16 protein-coding genes and 1 pseudogene are annotated in these 21,810 nt (G+C 55.2%); 8 read left to right on the forward strand and 9 right to left on the reverse strand.

The features are described 5' to 3' along the window. Nucleotides 1–33: 33 nt before the first annotated feature. Both ASG35_RS32805 and ASG35_RS20295 read right to left on the reverse strand, forming a co-directional pair. Nucleotides 34–363 (reverse strand): annotated as a pseudogene (locus ASG35_RS32805) (SDR family oxidoreductase); the annotation flags it as partial. A gap of 606 nt (nucleotides 364–969) precedes the next feature. After that, nucleotides 970–2,391 carry an amidase gene (locus tag ASG35_RS20295; RefSeq protein ID WP_056361677.1) on the reverse strand — a complete coding sequence of 474 codons (1,422 nt, stop codon included), beginning with the start codon at nucleotides 2,389–2,391 and terminating at the stop codon, nucleotides 970–972. A gap of 1,008 nt (nucleotides 2,392–3,399) precedes the next feature. On the opposite strand from ASG35_RS20295, the gene ASG35_RS20300 reads away from it, so the two are divergent. From ASG35_RS20300 to ASG35_RS20330, 7 genes are all read left to right on the forward strand, one after another. Continuing rightward, nucleotides 3,400–4,392 carry a LacI family DNA-binding transcriptional regulator gene (locus ASG35_RS20300; protein WP_056361681.1) on the forward strand — a complete coding sequence of 331 codons (993 nt, stop codon included), beginning with the start codon at nucleotides 3,400–3,402 and terminating at the stop codon, nucleotides 4,390–4,392. A gap of 669 nt (nucleotides 4,393–5,061) precedes the next feature. Next, entirely contained in the window at nucleotides 5,062–6,867 is a 1,806-nt protein-coding gene (locus ASG35_RS20305) for a methyl-accepting chemotaxis protein (RefSeq protein WP_056361685.1), read from the forward strand. 803 nt (nucleotides 6,868–7,670) lie between these two features. After that, entirely contained in the window at nucleotides 7,671–8,879 is a 1,209-nt protein-coding gene (locus tag ASG35_RS20310; RefSeq protein ID WP_056361689.1) for a M24 family metallopeptidase, read from the forward strand. Beyond that, entirely contained in the window at nucleotides 8,876–9,964 is a 1,089-nt protein-coding gene (locus ASG35_RS20315) for an ABC transporter ATP-binding protein (protein WP_056361693.1), read from the forward strand. Before ASG35_RS20310 ends, ASG35_RS20315 begins: the two co-directional genes overlap by 4 nt. Continuing rightward, on the forward strand, nucleotides 9,961–11,028 hold the full coding sequence (locus ASG35_RS20320) for an ABC transporter substrate-binding protein (RefSeq protein WP_156393286.1): 1,068 nt from the start codon (nucleotides 9,961–9,963) through the stop codon (nucleotides 11,026–11,028). The genes ASG35_RS20315 and ASG35_RS20320 overlap by 4 nt, the downstream gene beginning before the upstream one ends. A 33-nt stretch (nucleotides 11,029–11,061) precedes the next feature. Next, complete coding sequence (locus tag ASG35_RS20325; RefSeq protein ID WP_082508503.1) at nucleotides 11,062–12,819, forward strand: ABC transporter permease subunit; 1,758 nt, start codon at nucleotides 11,062–11,064, stop codon at nucleotides 12,817–12,819. A 462-nt stretch (nucleotides 12,820–13,281) separates the two neighbouring features. Next, nucleotides 13,282–14,445 carry a porin gene (locus ASG35_RS20330; RefSeq protein WP_056361702.1) on the forward strand — a complete coding sequence of 388 codons (1,164 nt, stop codon included), beginning with the start codon at nucleotides 13,282–13,284 and terminating at the stop codon, nucleotides 14,443–14,445. Nucleotides 14,446–14,875: 430 nt separating this feature from the next. Here the strand turns inward: ASG35_RS20330 and ASG35_RS31555 are convergent, their stop codons facing one another. From ASG35_RS31555 to ASG35_RS20360, 7 genes are read right to left on the reverse strand one after another with little or no spacing between them, the layout of a single operon-like run. Then, the gene (locus ASG35_RS31555) at nucleotides 14,876–15,076 is read right to left on the reverse strand and encodes a hypothetical protein (RefSeq protein ID WP_156393287.1); all 201 of its coding nucleotides are present in this window, start codon (nucleotides 15,074–15,076) and stop codon (nucleotides 14,876–14,878) included. Further along, complete coding sequence (locus tag ASG35_RS20335; RefSeq protein WP_056361704.1) at nucleotides 15,073–16,485, reverse strand: NAD(P)/FAD-dependent oxidoreductase; 1,413 nt, start codon at nucleotides 16,483–16,485, stop codon at nucleotides 15,073–15,075. Before ASG35_RS20335 ends, ASG35_RS31555 begins: the two co-directional genes overlap by 4 nt. Beyond that, the gene (locus ASG35_RS20340) at nucleotides 16,482–16,787 is read right to left on the reverse strand and encodes a (2Fe-2S)-binding protein (protein WP_056361707.1); all 306 of its coding nucleotides are present in this window, start codon (nucleotides 16,785–16,787) and stop codon (nucleotides 16,482–16,484) included. Before ASG35_RS20340 ends, ASG35_RS20335 begins: the two co-directional genes overlap by 4 nt. After that, complete coding sequence (locus ASG35_RS20345) at nucleotides 16,765–17,889, reverse strand: NAD(P)/FAD-dependent oxidoreductase (RefSeq protein ID WP_056361711.1); 1,125 nt, start codon at nucleotides 17,887–17,889, stop codon at nucleotides 16,765–16,767. Before ASG35_RS20345 ends, ASG35_RS20340 begins: the two co-directional genes overlap by 23 nt. Continuing rightward, nucleotides 17,886–18,680: an ABC transporter permease gene (locus tag ASG35_RS20350; protein WP_056361715.1), complete on the reverse strand. Its 795-nt coding sequence runs from the start codon at nucleotides 18,678–18,680 to the stop codon at nucleotides 17,886–17,888. The genes ASG35_RS20345 and ASG35_RS20350 overlap by 4 nt, the downstream gene beginning before the upstream one ends. Further along, the gene (locus tag ASG35_RS20355) at nucleotides 18,680–19,534 is read right to left on the reverse strand and encodes an ABC transporter permease (protein WP_056361718.1); all 855 of its coding nucleotides are present in this window, start codon (nucleotides 19,532–19,534) and stop codon (nucleotides 18,680–18,682) included. Before ASG35_RS20355 ends, ASG35_RS20350 begins: the two co-directional genes overlap by 1 nt. Then, nucleotides 19,531–20,568 carry an ABC transporter ATP-binding protein gene (locus ASG35_RS20360; protein ID WP_056361720.1) on the reverse strand — a complete coding sequence of 346 codons (1,038 nt, stop codon included), beginning with the start codon at nucleotides 20,566–20,568 and terminating at the stop codon, nucleotides 19,531–19,533. Before ASG35_RS20360 ends, ASG35_RS20355 begins: the two co-directional genes overlap by 4 nt. Before the next feature lie 161 nt (nucleotides 20,569–20,729). Between ASG35_RS20360 and ASG35_RS20365 the strand changes: the two genes are divergently transcribed. Then, nucleotides 20,730–21,641: a LysR substrate-binding domain-containing protein gene (locus ASG35_RS20365; RefSeq protein WP_235527638.1), complete on the forward strand. Its 912-nt coding sequence runs from the start codon at nucleotides 20,730–20,732 to the stop codon at nucleotides 21,639–21,641. Nucleotides 21,642–21,810: the final 169 nt, after the last annotated feature.

Genomic DNA, 21,810 nt, shown 5'->3' on the forward strand with positions numbered 1-21,810 from the left:
ACTACACCACTACATAGGGCACTGGGTTAGCCCCTAGATGATCCCCCGATTCAAGCCGCCATTGGCTAATAGCAACTGGCCCGTGACGTAGGACGAGGCGGGACACACCAGAAAGCGACGGTGTCTACTATTTCCTCTAGTTTTCCTCGTGCGGCCCATTGAGATTGTGCGTGGCAATTGCAAATCAAAATTGAGTACAGCGCTCTCCATCAGCCTAGGAAGCACGCAGTTCTTGCGTATGGCCGATGCAGCGTTTCGGGCGGCGTAAAGACGCGTGAAGCCGTGATGGGCTGAGCGCGCAGGACCAAGCAGGTTCCGGAGCCTTGACCTGAAGGCCTCCATGCCCGATAACGCGACGATTGCGCCGCCTCCCGACCCAGTGGATGAGGCGTTGTGAACTTAGCGGTACTTACCGTTCCGTCAACCAGCAAGTCGACGGTTTTTTGCCAGGCCTCGCGGGTAATCGCAAACAAGTCAGGTTTGATTTCAGGTTCGAACCTGAAGCCTTCCAAGCTAATCGACGGAGCCGGAGTGATCTCAAGATTGTTCAGTATGGACGCATAGCGGTCGGTGCTGCTTACTTCCGCGTCCAGCAGGCCACATTGGGCAATTGTGTCTCTGACGAAGCCCTTCAGATCGCTCTTTTCTGTCAGTGAGCCTGCGAAACTCCATGCATGGAGCTCGGCAGCAAGCCTCTGGCAGCCGGAGCGCAACCTTAAAGCCAGCCGATAGACCTGGTGGGCAAGTAAGCGTGCCGTCGCAGCTCCAATGCTGCAGCTCGCTCCTGTAACCATGGCAACAGAAGGCTCCGCGCGGTCCGACACGCTTGCTATCCCAATTGCTCTACGATCGGCGTCTCCGGCCACATTAATCTCCATAAAGATTGGCTTTCATCAGTCGACACAATAATCGCCGTCAGGGGTTTCGATGAAGTTCAAAGTATTTCTAACCGCGCAGACCGGATGCTCGTCATTTCGCCGATACTGCCGGGCCATCCAGGAGGCCGTAGCCGGAAGGAGGCGCAAACAATCCACCGCGCTGAACTTCGAGCGCGCGTCCGATTTGAAAAGCCATGGGGTCGGCGTAGCGACGAACAACTATCTGAACAGCAGTGGGGAGGCCCTCGACATCTCCCATAGGTATGCTCAGGGAAGCGAGGTCCATCAGATTAACGAAACGGGTGAAAAGACCAAACGGCGCGGCTGCGTCGTGCGCGCCTTCTATGGGCTTTGCCGTAATCGGCGATGAGGGAAGCAGTATGGCATCCGCACCTGCGAAGTAGTGATGGATCTCTGTTTGCAACAGCCGCCGCTGCGCTTCGTAGCCAAGGTAGTCCTTGATGTTCATCGTTTTGCCGCGCGACATTCGCTTCGCAATTTCCGCGTTGACGAGACTGTTCTCCATGTCGACAAGATCGCCGTAACGGTCCCAAGCTTCCACGGTCGTAATGTTGGCACCGAGGCTTGCATATGTTTCTAGCGAGCGAGGTAGTGGCTTCTGCTCGAGGACCGCGCCCATCGCTTCGAGATCAACGATCGTCGTCTTGAAGCGCTCAAGGATTCCGGGTTCTGCGCCTTTGAGGTCATCCATGGTCGGATAGCGCAAAGTTAGCCCCGCAACACCCTTGTTGAGATTCACAAGAGCGTCTGCCCGCTGAACCCCAAATGTTGCCGGATCGTCTGCATCCTCTCCTTGCAACGCCGCTTGAATGAGTGCCGCGTCCTCGACCGAACGGGTCATCGGCCCGACTGTGTCGAAGATTAGGGCGAGCGGCTGCACCCCGCCGCGTCCGACCAGCCCGAGCGAGGTCTTCATTCCTACAATGCCACACAATGCCGAAGGGCTGCGCACTGAGCCGCCCGTATCGGTGCCTAGCGCAACGGGGACCAGCCCGGCAGCTACCGCCACAGCTGATCCGCTGGATGACCCGCCCGGCACTCGTTGAACTAGAGCATCCCGTGGGTTGACCGGAGTGCCGACGCTTGGATTCGTTCCCCAACTGCCGTAAGCGAATTCGACCGTATGCGTCTTGCCAACAAGGATCATGCCCTCGTCCAACAATCGCCGGACAGCCGTGGCCGATCGAATTGCGGGCGTGGTTGCGGAGGCCTTCGATCCGGCCAACGTGGCATATCCCTCGACGTCAAACAGATCCTTGGCCGCGAATGGAACACCGTCAAGGGTGCCCCTTGCCTGGTTGCGGGACCGTCTTTCGTCCGATTCCCTCGCCGCCCGTAGCGCGTCATCCCCGTAGACCTCGACAAACGCGCTCAATGCCTGGTCGTACGTATGGATGCGAGCAAGCAATTCGATCACCAGTACTTCCGATGTGAAATCGCCTCGGGCCAATGCCTTGCCGATACCGGTAGCGGAAAGAAATGCAAGGTTCATGTCAGTCCGTTTTCCAAGGATGTTTGTTAGAACTTATAGGCGCGCCGTTGCTTCAGCCTTACGGTGAGCCTAAGGATCAAAGCGGATTTTAACATGATACAATCGATTGCATCAGAAAAACAATCGATTGTATTTTTCGAAGTTCGCCGCGGGTTCTTAGTGCGGGGTTAACAAGGCACAAAACGTTGGTGTTCGTTCCGACATTTGTAAAACCCATAATTTTGGCAGCAAGCTTGTTTCCGTGAGTGCTTTGGATGCATCCAAAGCAAACGGATAAACTGGGTCTGCTAAAAAGGCATCTTGAGCGGGGCAGAAAGATCCTGGCTCCGCATGAGACGGTGATGATCGACAACGGTGCGCCGAACAAATGCTCAAACTTGGGAATCACAGGGTGACTTCGTCTTGACCGTTGAGACCTGGCGTGACCCAAAGGCTGACTAAAATTGTGAAGTGCTCGCATGCCAGGCCTACGAACCAATCAAGCTGAATTAGGCACGGTCAAAAGCGTCATTTAAAGAAACTCTTATATTCTAGTGCCGTCAGTCGGAATACGGCAGCGCGAAAATTATCTTCTACGGTATACCGCTCTGAAACAAGTTCAAACGGTCTTTCTACAAAGGTTTCGAATGGAACGTTCAGCCGATGCCCCTGTTGCGCAGTAGCTCAGGCTCCGCACATGTGTATGCTACGCCCTAGAAAAGCGTCGTCGAGAGATCCGAAGATGCGAAGAAGAAGGCCACTATGTCGGCAACTCTTTGAATGAGGCCTAAATTTATCGAACCTTGCGACCCTCTGAGGATATTGAATAAGTTCAACCCAGCTATTACTCTATGAGGTTGCGCCTTCGGGAGCCGCTGGGTCTTTTCCGAAACCGCTGCTAAATGCGCTCGTGAGCAGCAGCACCTTTAAAGTGATCAACCTACAACCTTGGACTCATTGAAAGAACGGAACATGCCTACTTCATCAACCGACGACACATCGCTACGGCAGGCCGGGAGACGACCAAGGATGGCCGAGATCGCGCGCTTGGCAGGTGTCGATATCTCGACCGTCAGCCGCGCCTTGGCGGGAAGCCCACTAGTTGCCAAAGAGACTCGGGCGCTGATTGATCAGATTGTGCGCGATACCGGATACGTGGTGAATGAAGCAGCCCGCAATTTGCGCGATGGCCGCGCCAATCAAGTGCTTGTCATTGTTTCAGACATCGCCGCGCCATTCTATTCTGATGTTCTCCAAGGCATTGTCGAAACACTTGCGGAACGGGGAGTAAATGTTTTGTTGGGCGTTACGTTGCGCCAGCCCAAGCGTGAGGAAAAATTGGGGCAACAACTGCTGACCGGCGTCGTTGATGGCATCATCACCATTACAGGAAGTGCCCCAAAGGCGATCCTTAACATGGAGGGATTCGATCGGAAAGTGGTCGCGATATCGCGACCAGTACCACACGATGGCGTTACATGCGTGACCATTGATAACTTTGCTGCCGCCAATGAAGTGATGGCACATCTTTATGCGATGGGGCATCGGCGCATTGTCCACATCGGCGGCCCTAACCACTCTGAGACATATCGTGATCGTAGCGCGGCGTACGTCGATTTTATGCGCGATCACGGCCTCGCAGAGCTAACGAACGTACGCTCGACGGGCTCTTTCAAAGACGACGCTGAGTCCGGTTTTGAGATCATGAAATCTATGCTCGAAGATGGGTTGCATCCTACAGCGGTTTTCTGTGCCACCGATGAGCTTGCCATTAGCGCTATGGCCGCTGCACGGCAGGCCGGCCTTGACATACCGGGTGACGTGTCGTTCTTTGGTTTTGATGACCTGAAACTGGCGGGGCTCATGTATCCCGCATTGTCGACAGTGTCCGTGCCGCGCTTCGAGATGGGGCGACGGGGGGCAGAAGTGCTCTTCCGCCAGATTTACAAGGGCGCAAGAGCATCCACCAGAATCGCGCTTGAGCATCGTCTGGTTCTAAGGAAGAGTGTGGCGCAAATCTGAATTGGCGTGGATTGCTCGGCTCGGCAACACCTGTGTAGATGACGATCAACAGCAAGGCCGCAACTGATGTTGTAGCTGGGTCGTCGCCAGGGCCCCCGGACGATCTAATAGCGGCACGCTTGCCGTCTATGTGTGAATTTCTTTTCCATCGCCGTACTAGCGAGGACCTAGCTTTGCCGCGCTATCTCGGTCAGGCAGGCGCTAGAGTCTTATCGTATTGAACGGTTAAATCTAAGCATGGTATTAGCCCAAAGTAGATTTATAAGGTTCCTTGCAATCGCATTGGCTCTTCGCAGTCGCCACGCCAAGACGCTTCTGTCTTCGGACGTCTAGGTCTTTCGAGCCAATGACTTCCGGGTTGACCTTTTCCCGTAGTCGCGGCCACAGTTCCACTGACACAAACATTCCGCCACTATTTTCGCACCCGTCGCGACCGTGCAGAAATAAAGGAGATTCGCTACTGACTATGCAATCGATTGCATATCGGATACAATCGATTGTAATCCGTATTGTGACTTGTCAGGCGAAATTTTCAAACCGATGCCCGGGGCAAAGGGTGCCTAGACGATGATAAAAGTCATGGGACTTTTTCGCTATAGGTAAACCCTTATTAAATCGTCGCGTGTGCCTACGTGATAAGGCCCCACAAACCATTTCTCAGAGAAAAGCATGCTCTTTACCACGCTGCGTAGCCGGTTAATCGCGGTATGTGTCACCACGGTTATGTTTGCAATGCTCTCGCTCATCGCGACGAACTATTTGACGACAAAATCACGGATGGTGGACACGCTGGACAAGCAGATGCGACAGTTGTCTGAGAGCGATTCAGCAACGATCGCCGAATGGATTTCTTCGAGGAAGTCGGTGGTCTCATCGATTAAGCAAGCGATTGCATTCCCAGATCCATCGTCTGCAGTTAAGGCTGCGAGAACGGCCGGTGGCTTCGACGACGCCTATATCGGGTACGCGGATAAACGCGCAGTATTCTCGCAACAGCGACCTCTGGCGCTTGGTTACGATCCAACTAAGCGCCCTTGGTATATCAAGGCGTCTCAATCGCCTGGGCCTGTAGTCACCTCACCTTATGCAAGCGCAAGCACAGGCAAGCTATTGGTGACCTTTGCAGAGGCCGCCACTGGTGCCGGTGGCGCTGTCAGCGCTGTCGCTGCTGCTGATGTTTTACTCGACACTGTCATACACACAGTGATCGAGATTAAGCCAACATCGAACAGCTATGCCTTCCTTGTTGATAGCGCTGGAAAAGTCATTGCGCATCCCAATGCGAGCCTGACATTAAAGCCAATTTCAGACTTAGATGGAGCTCTCTCGGCTACCTCTTTAGCTGGAATAGAGGCTTCACATCACAGTAAGATGGCCAGACTCGACGGACGGGAACGCTTGTTGCAAGTTGCAAAAGTTGCGGGAACGGATTGGATGCTTGTTATTGTGCTCGACCTGTCCGACGCGATGCTTCCCCTAACTGCGATGCTAACCTCATCAGCGCTTATCGCCCTAGTTTTAGTACTTGTTGCATCTTTGCTTTTAAGCGTGCTCATTGCGAAATCGTTAAAGGGCCTGGGATTGGTGCGTGATGCTTTGCAAGAGATCGCGACTGGAGACGGTGACTTGACGCGTCGTCTAGATGCGAGCGGTGCGGACGAACTGGGACAGATCGCAAAAGCTTTTAATCGTTTTGTCGACAAAATCGCTTTAGTGCTGTTGGACATTCGTACTGCGAGCGAAACGATTAAAGCGGCTTCCCGTGAAATTGCAGAGGGCAACAGCAATTTGTCTTCTCGAACTGAAACTCAAGCCGCTTCGCTTGAGGAAACCGCGTCTGCAATGGAAGAGCTTACGTCCGGTGTGAATCAAAATGCCGGCAATGCCGAACAAGCAAATCAACTCGCACTTTCAGCATCTAATGTTGCTTTCCAAGCAGGAGCGATGGTGAATGAAATCATCAATGTAATGGGAGCAATCAATACGTCGTCAAAGAAGGTCGCCGATATTATTTCCGTTATTGACGGAATTGCTTTTCAAACCAACATTCTAGCGCTTAATGCCGCTGTTGAGTCTGCTAGAGCAGGCGAACAGGGGCGTGGTTTTGCTGTGGTGGCGAGTGAAGTACGTAACCTTGCTCAGCGATCTGCGACAGCTGCGAAGGAAATAAAATTGCTCATTGTTGAATCTGTAGGGCAAGTAGAGCAGGGTAGCCAGTTAGTCGAACAAGCTGGGGCAACAATGACAAATGTCGTCACCAATGTTCAGCGTGTCAGTGATGTAATTGCGGAGATCACTGTCGCAAGCCAAGAGCAAAGTCGAGGGATCAACGAAACAAATCAAGCCATCTCGCAGATGGATGAAACCACGCAGCAGAATGCTGCTCTTGTCGAAGAAGCCGCTGCGGGTGCCCAATCGTTGCAAGACCAGGCAAACCATCTTGCAAAGGTGGTGAGTTCTTTTAAGCTCGAGTAATAGGGATTATTGCATTGCGCAACCTTGATCGACGACTAGTTGGGAGTCCGCGTATCAAACCATGCAAGACGGTAATTGGACTTGAGATCAGGTTGTGACTATATATGCCCGAAGCATGATGCTTTATAAGCGGTTTTTGGCATGTGGGCGACGTTCCGCGCCGGCTCGATAGCGAATGCTGTATGCGGTTCAAACGTCTGTCTTTTGATTCGATTTTCGATTTTTGCGCTTGATGCGTCTCGTCGTTGCAGCAAAACGGTGTGATCTTGGGCATGAGGTTGCCGGGTTCACGGAAACAATAGGTGGTTTCGCCGCACGAACGAGTGCTAACGAGGCGTCGCTCGGTTCGCACTTGATCGTCGCTCATTGCGCAAATCGACTATGGCTGTGGCAAATAACTTTGGCATCGAACTAGACTTTATGCGGCCGAAAACCTTTGGCATAAGCTCGACGACTTAGAAACACGAACGTCTCCGGCGTGTCGTGCACGTATATGCCGCGCAAAATATGGCTAACATCAGAGCGCGTCTCAGTCATTTAACGGCTCCCGTCCCGTGCGGCGGCGCAGCTATCAATTTTAACCGACCGCTCGAGCCGCGTACGCGGATCGTGAATGACAACAACGCTTTGCCTGCCCGCCTGCCCGCTGCCTAGCCGCCGCGTGCTCGTGCCGTCAGGCGCATGCACTTTTTCTGTCTGTTTCCGAACAAGATAGTCTCGAAAATTTATTTTGAAGGTTTGACAATACAATCGATTGCATGTCAAATACAAACGATTGTATAACTATTCCTGGAGATGACGTAATGACCGAAAGCTCAGCAACTACCAAGCTGACTTTGCCCACCGATATGGATTACCGCACGCGCATCGAACGCGCTCAAGCTGCGATGAAGAAGCATGGCATCGATGTTCTCGCGTTGGCAGGCATCGACATGCATCGCTTTTTTACCGGACTTAACGGCTTGCCGCTCACTAGGCCAATCTGGTTGGTCCTTCCGAAAGAAGGTAACGTCGGATTTGTCTCGCCCGGCAGTGAAGTCAAGGAAATACGAGCGCGGTGCGGCGCGCCGGTAGTTGCCCGGTGGGTCGAATGGAAGGAGGCCGTGCCAGCCCCCCTGACGCATCAGGATGCGCTCGCCAAATATCTCGAACAAATCGCACCCGCCGCGCGTTCCATTGGCGTCGACTTCAATGGAACGAACGGCGGAAACATCGGCCTGGTGACTCAAGCGCTCGGCGCCGAGCGTGTCAAAGACGTCACGGCGATGATGCGAGATTTGCTTGCAGTAAAAGATGCGGCCGCGCTTGGCGTTATTCGGCTTAGCTGTGACGTCATTGCTCACCAGTTCAACGCCAGCTGTGCTGTGATCGCCCCTGGCGTCCCGGAATGGGAAGTGTCGCTCGCTTCTTTCGTCGCTGGGACCAGACGAGCTGCAGAGCTATGGAACGGGGACGAGGAGCAGTCACCATTAGCGCTGGGCCTGCATATGACAGGAAGTGGGACCGACCGCACGGCGCGCTGCCATGCCGCAGGAGCGGGCCGCAGAATGCAGGACGGCGATATTGTGCAAATATGCCGTTGTAGTACCGGTTTCTTCGGACACCTGATTGGCTTCGACCGTCCTGTTAAAGTTAGTTCGAAAGAGCCGTCTCAGGAATTGCGCAAGATCGTTGATTTCGCGCGTGAATCACAAGAGGCGGCGTTGGCCGCGGTGCGTCCCGGTGCAACAGCCGGCGAGGTGCATGCTGCCGCAATGGAGGTGATCGAACGCGTCGGTTGGGAGAATCCTATCCTGCACCGGACGGGGCGTTCAATCGGTTATTCTGGTTGGGACGGCCACGAGATCAAAGCGGATTCGCCTACCATTCTTGAACCGGGCATGGTGTTTACCGTCGAGCCGGGAATCTACGTAGATGGCGTTGGCGGTGCGCGCTTTGGCGACACCGTCGTTGTGACTGAGAATGGATGCGAAGTTCTTACCCCGTTCGACCTTGGCAGAGAAGTCAAATGAGTAACCAGTCGTCCGCCGCAGTTTCTTTCCAGCGGGTTACCCGACGTTATGGCCACGTCAATGCGGTAAGCGATGTCAGTCTTGACATCTCACCGGGCGAGTTTTTCGCGCTGCTCGGATCGAGCGGTTCGGGCAAAACAACGCTTCTTATGCTCCTTGCCGGCTTCGACAAACCAACCGAAGGCCGCGTACTCATGTCGGGCAAGTCTGTGTCCGACGTACCGCCGCATCGGCGGCAAATTGGTGTCGTCTTCCAAAACTACGCGCTTTTCCCGCATCTAACGGCTGCCGAAAATGTTGCCTATCCCCTAAAGATGCGTGGCGTCGGGCGCGCCGAGCGCGAAACCCGTGTGAAAGCGGCTCTTGGCCTCGTCAATCTTACTGATCGCTGGTCATCGTATCCGTCACAGATGTCTGGTGGACAGCAGCAACGTGTGGCGCTCGCCCGCGCTCTTGTCTTCGGACCCGACCTTCTGCTCATGGACGAACCATTGGGTGCTCTCGACCGAAGGTTGCGCGACCAAATGCAGCAGGAGCTGAAGCGCATTCAGGGTGAGCTTGGCATCACAGTTATCTACGTTACGCATGACCAGTCGGAAGCCATGGCTATGGCTGACCGTATTGGCATCATGGCCGAGGGGCGTCTGCTTCAGGTTGCCGATCCGACCACCATCTACGCAGCGCCGACCAATCATTTTGTGGCACGTTTCCTCGGTGAATGCTCGATTCTGCGCGTCTCGTCAATCGATGGCGGACGAGGATATGAGATTTGCGGCGTACGTCAGTCGTTGCCGTCGCCCGCAACGGCGCCCTTCGATATTGTAGTGAGACCGGAAAATGTCTCCATCCATTCCGTCAACGAAGCCGTGTCAGGCGATGTCCGCGGTGTACCCGCATCTATACGAAACATCACATATCTCGGCGCGGGCTGGCACGTAACGCTGGAGCTTCCTGACGGGCAAACCCTGCTCGCCAACATCGTGCGTGGAGACCATCTGACCGCAAAACTAGCGCCTGGGGAATCCGTCGTCGTCCGATGGGTGCCGAAAGTGGTCGCAATTCTTCCGGCTGAAAAATCTTCGTGAAACAAAGTTTTTTGGGGGTAGGACAAATGAGACAAATCGGACTGAAATTGAATACCTTCGCTGGGTTAATCGTTGCGGCCAGCGCAATCTTCCTGCACCAGTCGGCATTTGCGGCCGACCCGGCTAAGGTCGTGGTCGCCGCTTATGGCGGCTCCTTCCAGGATGCACAGACAAAGGCTTTCTTTGATCCTTACGCCAAAACGACTGGAGCCAAAGTCATTGGCACGACCGGCAGCGGTCATGCCAAGATCAAAGCCATGGTCTTGAGCGGCAACATCACTTGGGACGTGGTCTCGGCTGACGCTGCAGCCTACGAGAGCGAGATGAAGGATAACCTTCTTCAACCACTCGATTACTCAGTTATTAAGGCCGATGGCATTCCTGCCAATCTCCGCACGAAATACGGCATCGGCTACATGAAGTTTTCCGAGAACCTTGCGTGGAATAAAAGTAAGTTTCCGAATGGACTAACCCCAGCACAATTTTTCGACCCAGCGGTAAAAGCGCGTCGCGTGCTGCTGGCGTTGCCGTATTACAACCTCGAGTTCGCACTGTTAGCTGACGGTGTGAAGCCGTCTGAACTTTATCCTTTGGACGTAGCCCGCGGTCTCAAAGTCATCGATCGTATCAAGGACCAAATCGTCGGTTTCAAGCCGCCGTCAGATGTCCAAGCGCTCATCCAGCAGGGCGAGGTTGACGCCGCGTTCGCTCCCGGCGGGCGCGTCAATAATGCCATCAAGGCCGGGGCTAACTGGGCTTATACGTACGACGGATCGGTTACTGTTGTCGAATATTGGGCGGTAGTGAAGGGCGCTCCTAATGCAGCGGAGGCAATGAAATTCATTAATTTCGCCGTTCAGCCGAAGCAGCAGGCGGAACTTCCGCGCCATATCTTCTATGGCCCGACTAACATCGACGCGCTTAAGCTTATTGACCCTTCCGTTGCCAAGGATCTGCCGGGCACACCGGAGAACGAAAAGCGCAGCGCAATTCTCAATTCAAAGTGGTGGAATGAGAATCTTGATTCTGTGACGGCCCAATGGAACACGTACGTCATGCGCTAACAGGCGCGTAAATAAAAAATAGGAAACACGAAGATGAGACGCAGTAGCGGGTTCATAAATTGGAACGTAAATGGGGATTTGATTCTACTGTTGGCGCCAGTAACTATTTTGCTTCTCCTCGCTTTCGCTCTACCGTTGCTGGCTATCGTGCCGGAGGCGTTCGGAGGCGATGCCGCTGCGCGCTTTATGCGTATCTTCGGCGATCCAGTGTACCGAACGGTGATCTGGACAACGGCGCGGATCAGCTTGGAGGCCACCGCGATAACTCTGGTGGTCTCCTTTCCACTGGCGTGGATTTTAAGCCGGGCGACTGGAATGAAGGCGTTGCTGCTTGGGCTTTTAGTGTTGGTTCCCTTCCTGACAAGCGTGTTGGTGCGAACGTTCGCCTGGCTGGCGATCCTCGGACAGCACGGCCTTATCAACGCGACCCTTCTGAGCTTGGGGTTGATTTCGGAGCCGCTTCCCCTTCTGTTCAGCGAGCTAGCAGTCTTGCTCGCACTCGTGCAATGTTCAATCCCAATGATGGTCTTCGCTCTCGTCACTGTTCTCCGGCGCATTGACGGACGCATTCTCTTAGCCGCTCACACGCTTGGGGCGGGCCCGTTGCGCATCTGGTCAGGGGTCATTCTTCCGCTTTCGATCCGCGGCATCCAATCTGGCGTCACTATCATCTTCCTGTTCACCATGGCAAGCTTCATCGCGCCGGCTTTTCTTGGCAGTCAGCGCCAGCAGATGCTTGCTCAAGTAATTCAGTCGGAGATCGATACCGGAGCGGACTGGGCTTTGGCAGCGGCGCTTGGTATCACGCTTGCATTAATAGGAACAATCTTCGCCACGGCATTCTCTTCGCTAGCCCGGTATGTGTCGCGTTGGCAGCGTCCAGGTTTGTTACCAGTGACTGCTCCGTCAGTACATGTGGAGCAGGCGGACAAGTCACTTCTTCGGAAACCTGTAAAGCTGTCACCGTCCCGTTTCCGCGTTTTTGCGGGTCTTCGCGTCGACGGGCGCTTGGTGAAACCGATCTACCTGTGTGTCATCTCTTTCTTCATCCTCCTTCCGCTGGTCGTGCTCATCCCGGTGTCGTTCAGTTCGGCAGAGGTTCTCATTTTTCCGCCTCCCGGCTACTCCTTGCGATGGTTTGAAACGATCTTTCATAGCCAGGAATGGATTGCGGCAGGGCTGACCAGCCTTCGCATTGGTACCGCGACCTGCGCTGCGACCTTGGTCATTGCCACCTTAACGGTGCTCGGCATTGGCCGTACTTTTCGTTACGAGAGTGCTGCCGAAGCGCTACTGCTGTCGCCCTTAACGGTACCAAGTGTTGTCTTCGCATTAGGTGCTTATCTCGCTTTCTCCCGGGTGGGACTTGTAGATACTGAGATAGGGATCATCATTGCTCATACCGTTTTGATCTTCCCAATTGTCTATCAGGTTGCATCGGCAACATATAGTTCCATTGATTCTCGCCTGTCCCTTGCAGCGGCGAGCCTTGGGGCGAACCCGTGGCGCATTTTTCGAACGATTGTTTTTCCTTTGCTCCTTCCGGGCCTCGGAGTCGGAGCCCTGCTTGCGATGCTTCTATCGTTCGATGAATCTGTCGCTTCAATTTTTCTCAGCAATTTGTCGGTGAAGACCCTACCGCGTATGTTGTGGGAAGGCATTCGCTTCAATACGAGTCCCGAATCTGCGGCCGTCTCCGTGGTGCTAATGGGCATGACATGCACCTTGGTCGTCGTCGGCATGGTGGTTGTTCTGCGGCGCCGCCGAAAGAACGCGCTATTGCCGGTATAAACGCACCTGGTGTTTTTGAGCGTCGTAGCGGCGGGAGGTGGCCACACTATTGCGATGTGGCGGAATATTCCTTTCGCCGTATGAAAGCAACTGGGCGGCCGCATCGCAGTAGACGGCGCGCTGCTGGATTTTTCTATCGACGGAAGGGCAGCGTATCAACCTAGGCAGCTGCTTGTATGAGATCAAAGCATACATATCCTGCCTTCTCATAGTAGTTCGTCGAGAACGTTGACCTTAGAGGTTGTACATCTTGGCCTGGGCGACAGGCCTGGTGGTGGTAAATAGACCGCGCCTCAATCGACTCGAAGTGTAATTTTTTTGTTTATTGCCTTGTGGCCAGGGCGTCTGGCCGAGCCGACTTTAACAGTAGTAGCTTGTTGGTCGTTGCACCGTGTTTTGGGTGAAAGTGAAGTATTAAATCTCCGCCGATTCATCGTCTTATCTAGACATTTAGGATTACACATGAAAAAATCGCTTCTTTTTATAGCAGCGCTAACCTCATTCGCCGGTGCTGCCCACGGACAGAGCAGCATCACATTGTATGGCATTGTCGACGCGGGTCTTTTGTACAGCAACAATTCCGCTGGCCAAAAACTTTATGCGACAAGTGCCGGCAATTTGCAAGGCGACCGCTGGGGCCTGAAAGGGACTGAAGATCTAGGCGGCGGGCTGAGGGCTGTGTTTTTGTTGGAAAACGGTTTTAATGTTTATACGGGAAGGCTGAATCAGGGCGGGGACGAGTTCGGCCGTCAAGCATACGTTGGTATCAAGAGTGACCAGTTTGGCGCGGTGACCCTCGGTCGTCAATATGACTCTGTAGTCGATTTTGTGGGTTTGCTTGAAGCTGCGGACCAATGGGCGCCAGGTCAAGCGGCTCATCCGGGCGACCTCGACAATTTAAACAATACTAACCGAACTAACAACGCCATCAAGTACACGAGCGCTAACTATGGGGGGATAACATTCGGCGGCGTGTATAGCCTGGGAGGCGTTGCTGGCAATTTTAATCGCAACCAAATCTTCTCGGGCGGGATCGGCTACTCCCGAGGTCCGCTGGTGTTTGATTTAGCGTATTTGAACGTCAAAAACCCTAACTATTCATTCTTTGGGAATAATTCAACGTCGTCTGCAACCGCAACTAGTATGGGTGGCTCGCAAGTCTATTCAGGCTTCGCGTCTGCGCAGACGCAGCAAGTGATCGCTGCGGGCGGGGCGTACACGTTCGGCCCGGCGACGTTGGGCGGTACGTACAGCAACACCCAATTCAAGGGTCTGGGGCAGACCGGTGTGACAGGCCAGCCGACCGGGTCGCCAACATCCGGGAACGCAAAACTTCACAACGCGGAAGTGAACTTTAAGTATCAGTTGACGCCGGCACTGCTGCTCGGTGTTGCGTACGACTACACGAAGGCGTACAGCGTAAATAATGAAAAGATACATCAAGGGATAGTTGGTGTGGATTACTTCCTTTCAAAACGTACTGATCTATATGCTACAGGCTTGTATCAACACGTTTCAGGCACCAACTCTTTCGGAGCTCCAGCCACCGCACAGTTGACAGGCCTGTCAGCGTCAAGCACGTCAAATCAAGTTGCAGCAGTTTTCGGAATCCGACACAAATTCTGACATCGATGAATAGTTTGAATATGGGTGCCACTAGCCGTTAGCGTGAAGGCACCTATAGCAACTTTGTTGGAAAATCGACGATAGAAATTTAGGTTTGGACGCTATCCCACTATCCAAAGTTATAGACTTCCTTTGTTGACTTTTGATTGCCTGGGTCGCTAATGGCGCTCGCGACAATCGGAGTTGGTCAAGCAGGAGTGTTTGGAGATAGTGGTATGTCCGGGATTCGGGATAAATTCCCGCACGGCTTCGCGCATTGTGGCCTAGACCTCGTTTGGATCAAATCTCGCAATCGTTGATCACGTCACGCCGGCCTCTCATCCTCGTCCGTGGCTTCGGGTGGCATATCCGCGACCGCTTGGATCGACTCCGCGGTTGCGGTAATCGAGCGAACTCGCTCGAGGTGAGCGGCTTGACCAGAAAGCGCAGCTCAGTGCGTATAGAATTTGCGAGCGGTCGCTGCCCGCCTTGACGAGAAGCGCGTCGGCGCAAGGGTCGCGCGCGTCTGTTGCTGGATGTCGGATGTCGCTGCTCCTTTTGCTGTCTGCCCACAAATATAAATCACTCCTGCGTGGCGCACGATCTTGCTTATGCGTGGCTTCACGTCATTACGGTCGATTTGATTGGTCATCTAGACTTATCCTTATTGGTCCCCGGCGTATCGGAACCAGAATTCAGTGCAGCAAGTGAGTGCAGCGGGATCGGTTTGATCGGTGCGCGCACGTGGTACGCTCCAATTTGCTGCGGCGTCTCATGCCGGGCTTCTGCCAATATTTGCGTGACAGTAATCCCACACAGCCGGCCTTGGCATGGACCCATGCCGCACCGGCTAAAAAATTTGGTTTGGTTGGGCCCGGCACAGCCCATACGGGCCATTTCGCGCACCCGGCCAGCGGTCACTTCTTCGCATCGGCAAACCATCGTGTCGTCGGCGGGAGAACCGATCCACAGCGGCGGGCGATAGAGCGAATCCAGGAACGGGCGAACTGCGTGCTCGCGTGCGAGTGTCCGCCGCCAACGCCTCGCATAACCGTCGCGCGCTGCCTCGCTAATTCGGCCCGAGAGGTGCGCGATTGCCAGCGCCGCCAGGGTGCCGCTGGCCTCGGCCGCTAGTGCACCCTCGACGCCGCCGCCATCCCCTGCAATCCAGACTCCATCAAGAGTGCTCACTCCCCAGGCATCGCGCACCGGGCGCCAGGCAAGTTGAGTATTGCTCCATGTATGCTCTAGCTGAAGCAGGCGGGTGATCTGCGAGTTTGGCACGACGCCATGGTGCAAGAGCACGACGTCGGCTGGCACGATAACTTCGTTTCCGCGATGGCGGAAACGCACTGCTTGAGCATGCGTTGCTCCATCGACCGCAAGATCGGTGGCGCATTTATACCAAGGGATTTTTGCTGAGCGCAACTTAGCGAGCATGCGCAACCCTTTGACCAAGGGCCCCGGCGCCCGCATTGCGCTCGGTAATGCGCGCAGTGCCGGAATCCTGTTGGCACGAGGTGCAGTTTCCACCAGCGCAGTCAGTTGGGCTCCCGCGTCGAGCAGTTGACATGCAACCAGCAACAAGAGGGGACCGGCGCCTACCAGCACGACACGCCCATCAGGTATGGACGGTCCAGACTTCAAGGCGATCTGGGCGGCTCCAGCATTCATAACGCCGGGCAGCGTCCAGCCGGGGATCGGTGACGGCCGCTCAAGCGCGCCAGTTGCAATTACTAGATGTGGCGCGCAAATCCGCTCGGATCGGCCGGCCGCAAGAAAGGTTACGGTGCGATCCTCCCCAATGTCCCACACGAGCGCCCCCGTTCGAACGTCGACGTTGGTCTGCTTAAGCCGTTCCACCAGATTTCGCCCGGCAGCGTAATCCGGTCCGAGAAGCGTCTTGATGGATTCATCCAAAGTCCCAACGTTCCGATAGATTTGTCCGCCAGGGCGTGCCTGTTCATCGAGAAGTGCCACCTTAAGACCGATCTCGCTAGCCGTAATGGCCGTAGCCATGCCGGCAGGACCGGCGCCTATTACGATAAGGTCATGAGTCATTTCACTTCTCCCGGCGCGCGTGGCCCGTTCTGCAACCGTACGGTCATGCCGTCTCGGACTTCAATCATGCAAGCCTGCACGTTTGCCTGACCGTCGACCTCGACGAGGCACTCGAAACACGCTCCCATTAGGCAGAGCGGCGCGCGCGGGGCTCCCGAGACGGGCGTGGTGCGAGTATGGTTGAGCCCTGCTTCGAGCAGTGCGAGCGCGATTGTGTCGCCGTCACGGGCGTAAATGGTCCGGCCCTCGACCTTCAATGCGACGGGTCGTCGCGGTGTGTCAACGTCCAGCGGTCGGAACATGGAATCGCTCTGCAGTAAAGGTCTGAATTCCTGCCGGCCGGGACACGCCGCGGATCCAATCCGCGATATCACCCGCGTGCTGCGCGGCAAGCGTTATCCCGCTGTGGCAAGTGACCAGAAACGCGCCGGGACACGAGCGCGACTCTTCGTAAATCGGATACCCGTCGGGCGTCATTACCCGTAGTGCACCCCACGCACGGACAACGTTGACGTTGGCGAGCAGAGGAAAATAGCGCGCGGCGTCACTCGACATTTGGGCAAGCTCAGGCACCGTAGTGCGTTTATCGAAACCGACGTCTTCCTTTGAGTCTCCAATCTGGATCACGCCTTCACCGGTCTGACGTACATGCAGCGTCGGATAGCGGAGGAAGGGCTGCAGACGTTCCGTGACAATCACCTGCCCCCGCACCGGGTCGACTGGCGCAAAGAGCCCAACCTGCGGCGCGAGCAGGCGATTTCCTAGTCCGGCCGCCAGCACGACGCGACTTGCGATATGCGTAGCCTTGGCGGTCTCAGCGTAAAAATGGCCCTCTCGAAAATCTAGTCGCTCGACAGTTTCTCCGGTGCGTAACGTTCCATGTAGATTCGCGAATGCCTGAACGAGCGCTCGAAGCAGTCGCAATGGGCTCACGTGCCCATCGAGGGGCGAAAAAATTGCTCCAGCTACCGCCGGTCCACTATGCGGCACGCGCTCGCGCACCTCGGTTGCGCTCAGGTGTTCAAACGGATACGCCTCCTCAATTGAGTCGCGGATGCGCGCCATGTCGCCAGCGCGTTTGGCAAGTTCTTCATCACTAAAGCCCATGCGCAGGCCACCGATTTGCGACAGCTCGAGGTCAACACCGCTGAGCGCGGCCAGCTCCGTAGCAAATGCTGGCCACACCTTAGCGGATCCGACAGTCCAGCGCGCATACTCCGGTCGATTTAGCCCCTTTCCCTGGACCCACACAAGGCCAAAGTTACCGCGCGCCGCGCGAAATACGTCGTCGCCCTGATCAAGCACAGTAACATTTTGCCCCGCGCGGCAAAGTCCATACGCGACGGCCATGCCGATCACACCGCCGCCGATCACGAGTGTCTCAGCAGATAGAAGAGGTTTCATGTGTTCCCCGAAAGAATGCGATCAAGCCCGAACAGACGGTCGAGCAAAAGCATCAGCACGAGCGTGAGTACAATCAACACTGTGGACACTGATGCGAGCATCGGATCGATTGTGTTGGCGATGTAGTTGTACATTTTCACGGGCAGGGTTTCGGAGGACGGTGACGCGACGAATATAGTCATCGTCAGTTCGTCGAAACTACTAATGAACGCAATCAGCCAACCGCCCGTGACGCCTGACGCAATAAGAGGCAGTTCAACGCGTCGAAAGGCGGTCCATCCTGACGCACCAAGGGTCTGCGCTGCGTAGCCTATCGACCGGTCGAATCCAGCCGCGGAAGCAATCACCAAACGCAAGACGTACGGCAAAACGACAAGCGTATGCGCGAGAATGAGGGTCGACATAGAGCCGACCATGCTGAACTGCGTGAAAAAGCGTAATAAAGCGATCCCTAGCACGACATTAGGAACCATCAGCGGCGACATCAGGAGACTCATCAGCGTTTCGCGTCCCGCGAAACGGAACCACGCGATTGCGAGTCCCGCTGGGAGCGCCAGCAGCGTTGCGAGCGTGGCGGCACCGGTAGCAAGCCCCATGCTGCGCCAAAATGCATCTATGAAGTCGGGCGCTTCGATAATCGCGCGATACCAACGCAAAGACGCGCCGTCAAACGGCATCGACACGTAGCCCTTGTCAGTGAACGACACGAGCACAACGGTCACCAGTGGTGCGAGCATGAATATCGCAAAGAGTGTGTGAAAGACAAGCAGTGGGAAAGTTGTACGTCGCATCAAAACACCTGTTTGTAACGACGTTCGACAAAGCGCCCAACAGCGATCGATGTGGCGAACACCGCCACCATCAATACAACCGCGAGCGCAGTGCCCAGTGGCCAGTTGAGGTTGCCGAGGATTTCGTCGTAGATAGTTGTTGAAACAACCTTAAGGCGCCGTCCGCCGATGATCGCCGGCGTCGCGAACGCACTCGCTGTCAAGGCGAACACGATCAGACTGCCGGACAGCACACCTGGAATAACCTGAGGTAGAACGATGCGCCGCAGTACTGTGACAGACGCAGCTCCAAGCGTTTCGGCAGCGCTCTCTGCAGCGGGATCGGTCTTCTGTAATGACGTCCACACAGCGAGCACCATGAATGGCACCTGGACGTGGACAAGCGCTATCACGACGCCTGTGAACGTGAACATCATCGTGATCGGATTATCGATGATATGAAGGGCTAGCAGCGTGCGATTTACGATTCCCTCGTTGCCAAATAACACCGCCCAACCGAGCGTGCGCACGACGACCGACATCAACAGTGGACCGAGCACGATGAACATCGACACAGCGCGCCAACGCTTGGACAGGCTAGCCAGCACATACGCCTCAGGCACGCCGATCAAGATGCAGAGGAAGGTGACGATTGCGGCTAAGCCCGCCGTACGTAAATAGATGTGCTGGTAGTAAGCATCACCGAAAACCTGCGAGTATTGCGTGGCTGACAAATGCGTCACGCCATTCGACGCGGTGCCGTACAGGCTGAGCGACAGCGTCATGAGGAGCGGCACAACTACAAACCCGAGCATGACGAGTGCCGCTGGGCCAGCGAGCCCGTAGGGAAGCGGACTGCGGATAGAAGGCGTCATCGCATGCTCCTTGCGACTACGCGAACATGTTCGCACTCCCAACTCAGCCCGATGCTAGCGCCTTCGGGAGAGGGCGCTATGCCGTTGTTGATCTGGGCATACTGAATCATCCCAAACGCAGTATCAACGTGTAAAAGCCAGTGATTGCCGAGAAACAGGCGTCCCGTGATCTGTCCCGTCACAAGGGCGGAATTTTCCGTCTGGCGGATCTTTTCCGGCCGAATAATATAGTCCACCTCGCCTTCGGGCGCGTCTATTGGACAGGGAAGCGTGCGGCCGTTAACCTCCAGCACGCCATCCCGGCTCCGACCACAAAACACGTTCGCCTTGCCAAGAAATGTGGAAACGAACCGCCCGTTGGGTGACTCGTACATTTCAAAAGGGCTCGCGACCTGTTGCACCGCACCTTTGTTCATCAGCACGACGCGGTCTGCAAGCGTCAAAGCTTCGGCTTGATCGTGGGTAACCATCAAGGTGGTGATTCCGAGCCGATGCTGCAACGCGCGCAACTCTATCTGCATATCGTCGCGCAGCTTCGCGTCCAGCGCACCCATTGGTTCATCGAGTAACAGCACGCGTGGCTCTATAACGAGTGCTCGCGCCATTGCTACACGTTGACGCTGCCCACCCGACAACTCACTCGGATAACGGTGCTTGGAGCCGTCGAGATGCACAAGTTCTAGGGCCTCGTCGACCCGCTTTTTACGCTTCGAAGCCGGCGTTTTCCGCATTTCAAGGCCAAAACTCACATTTTGCTCAACTGTCATGTGCGGGAATAACGCGTAGCTTTGAAACACTACACCAAGGCCGCGCGAACTTGGCTTCATGCGCGTGATGTCCTCGCCATCCAGCATGATGGTGCCCGCACTTGGTAATACGAGTCCCGCCAGCATCTGCAGAGTTGTTGTCTTGCCGCAGCCTGATGGTCCAAGCAGACAGACGAATTCGCCACGCTCGATTGAGAGCGTGCAATCCTGTACCGCAACAAAATCATCGTAGCGCTTCACTAGGCCTTCTAGTCGCAGGTAGCTCATGCTGAAGCAACCTCCCGACAATGCCGCGCCGAAGCAATTTCTGCCGCGCTTATGATTAAAATGTAATGCGCCATCAATCATGTCTCCGGTATTGTTTTTGAGCTTGCATCAATGCTAAAACACCCAAAATGCCATGAACATGCAGGATTTAGACGCTGTATATGCCCACAGGTTATATGAGAAATATTCCTAGTTTTCGACACATTGAGGCGTTTCGGGCGGTCATGCTAACCGGGACGGTTGTCGGTGCGGCAAGCCTTCTGAGCATCACGCAGCCCGCGGTTAGCCGAACAATCGCGCTGCTTGAGCTGCAACTCGGCTTCAGCCTATTTCTAAGGCGCGGCCGGCGGCTTTTGCCAACTGTCGAGGCGCAGACGCTGTATCGTGAGATTGAAAAGGTGTATATCGGCGCTGAACGGATAGGTCAGGTCGCGCAGGACATCCGCTTTCAGCGCGCCGGCGCGATACGCGTGGCGACATTACCTGCGCTCGCGCTCTCTATAGTGCCGCGCGCAATCTACGCTTTTTTGGCGTCGCGGCCGTCAGTCACAGCGACGGTCCACAGCCTTCCATCGCGCCAGATTGCTGACCTAGTTTCGACGGGCCAGTTCGACGTGGGACTGGTCGAAATGCCGATTTCGAGAGCCGCGATCACCATGGAGCCGCTCCAGCCCGTCGATTCGACCGTGATCATGCCGCCGGGCCATCGGCTCGCCGCAGCCCAGTCCGTACGAATTGCTGACCTCGATGGCGAGCGCATGGTGATGCTCTCCCAGCACAGCTACGTGCGCTACCAGATTGACGACGCGTTTGCGCAGGTCAACGCGTCAGCTAACGTCGTTGTGGAGACACACAACTCTTTAGTCGCGGCAGGACTGGTCGCGGCGGGAGTCGGCGTCTCGATCGTCTCGGCGTTCACGATCGAATCATTCGACGCAAGCAAGGTGATCGCCAGGCCGCTCGAGGGCGGACTTATGTCGCGCTACGCCATCATTTTTCCGGACTCCGCAACAACTTCATCTCTCGCGAAAGCTTTCGCGACAGAGATTGAGAAAGCGATGTCTACGGAGTGACCGAAGTTTGCGTGCACTGCGGCGATCCATAACATCTGGGCATAAGCAGCCCTCACAATTCCTCTTTTCGACCAGGGCAGCCGTCTCTAATATTTCATCAATCTGGCCATTGAGCTGGGCAACCCGAGGGTCGGTGCTACGCTGACCTTCACTGTAAATATAGTGAGAC

This window comes from Burkholderia sp. Leaf177, from assembly GCF_001424345.1.
GTDB lineage: Bacteria > Pseudomonadota > Gammaproteobacteria > Burkholderiales > Burkholderiaceae > Caballeronia.

Excerpts from the sequence above, each read along its gene's own strand:
- ASG35_RS20365 (WP_235527638.1), top strand. The coding sequence starts at position 20,730 with ATGCCCACAGGTTATATGAGAAATATTCCTAGTTTTCGACACATTGAG.
- ASG35_RS20295 (WP_056361677.1), bottom strand. The coding sequence starts at position 2,391 with ATGAACCTTGCATTTCTTTCCGCTACCGGTATCGGCAAGGCATTGGCC.
- ASG35_RS20360 (WP_056361720.1), bottom strand. The coding sequence starts at position 20,568 with ATGAGCTACCTGCGACTAGAAGGCCTAGTGAAGCGCTACGATGATTTT.
- ASG35_RS20355 (WP_056361718.1), bottom strand. The coding sequence starts at position 19,534 with ATGACGCCTTCTATCCGCAGTCCGCTTCCCTACGGGCTCGCTGGCCCA.
- ASG35_RS20335 (WP_056361704.1), bottom strand. The coding sequence starts at position 16,485 with ATGACTCATGACCTTATCGTAATAGGCGCCGGTCCTGCCGGCATGGCT.
- ASG35_RS20345 (WP_056361711.1), bottom strand. The coding sequence starts at position 17,889 with ATGAAACCTCTTCTATCTGCTGAGACACTCGTGATCGGCGGCGGTGTG.
- ASG35_RS20300 (WP_056361681.1), top strand. The coding sequence starts at position 3,400 with ATGGCCGAGATCGCGCGCTTGGCAGGTGTCGATATCTCGACCGTCAGC.
- ASG35_RS20315 (WP_056361693.1), top strand. The coding sequence starts at position 8,876 with ATGAGTAACCAGTCGTCCGCCGCAGTTTCTTTCCAGCGGGTTACCCGA.
- ASG35_RS20305 (WP_056361685.1), top strand. The coding sequence starts at position 5,062 with ATGCTCTTTACCACGCTGCGTAGCCGGTTAATCGCGGTATGTGTCACC.
- ASG35_RS20330 (WP_056361702.1), top strand. The coding sequence starts at position 13,282 with ATGAAAAAATCGCTTCTTTTTATAGCAGCGCTAACCTCATTCGCCGGT.
- ASG35_RS20325 (WP_082508503.1), top strand. The coding sequence starts at position 11,062 with ATGAGACGCAGTAGCGGGTTCATAAATTGGAACGTAAATGGGGATTTG.
- ASG35_RS31555 (WP_156393287.1), bottom strand. The coding sequence starts at position 15,076 with ATGACCAATCAAATCGACCGTAATGACGTGAAGCCACGCATAAGCAAG.
- ASG35_RS20310 (WP_056361689.1), top strand. The coding sequence starts at position 7,671 with ATGACCGAAAGCTCAGCAACTACCAAGCTGACTTTGCCCACCGATATG.
- ASG35_RS20350 (WP_056361715.1), bottom strand. The coding sequence starts at position 18,680 with ATGCGACGTACAACTTTCCCACTGCTTGTCTTTCACACACTCTTTGCG.
- ASG35_RS20340 (WP_056361707.1), bottom strand. The coding sequence starts at position 16,787 with ATGTTCCGACCGCTGGACGTTGACACACCGCGACGACCCGTCGCATTG.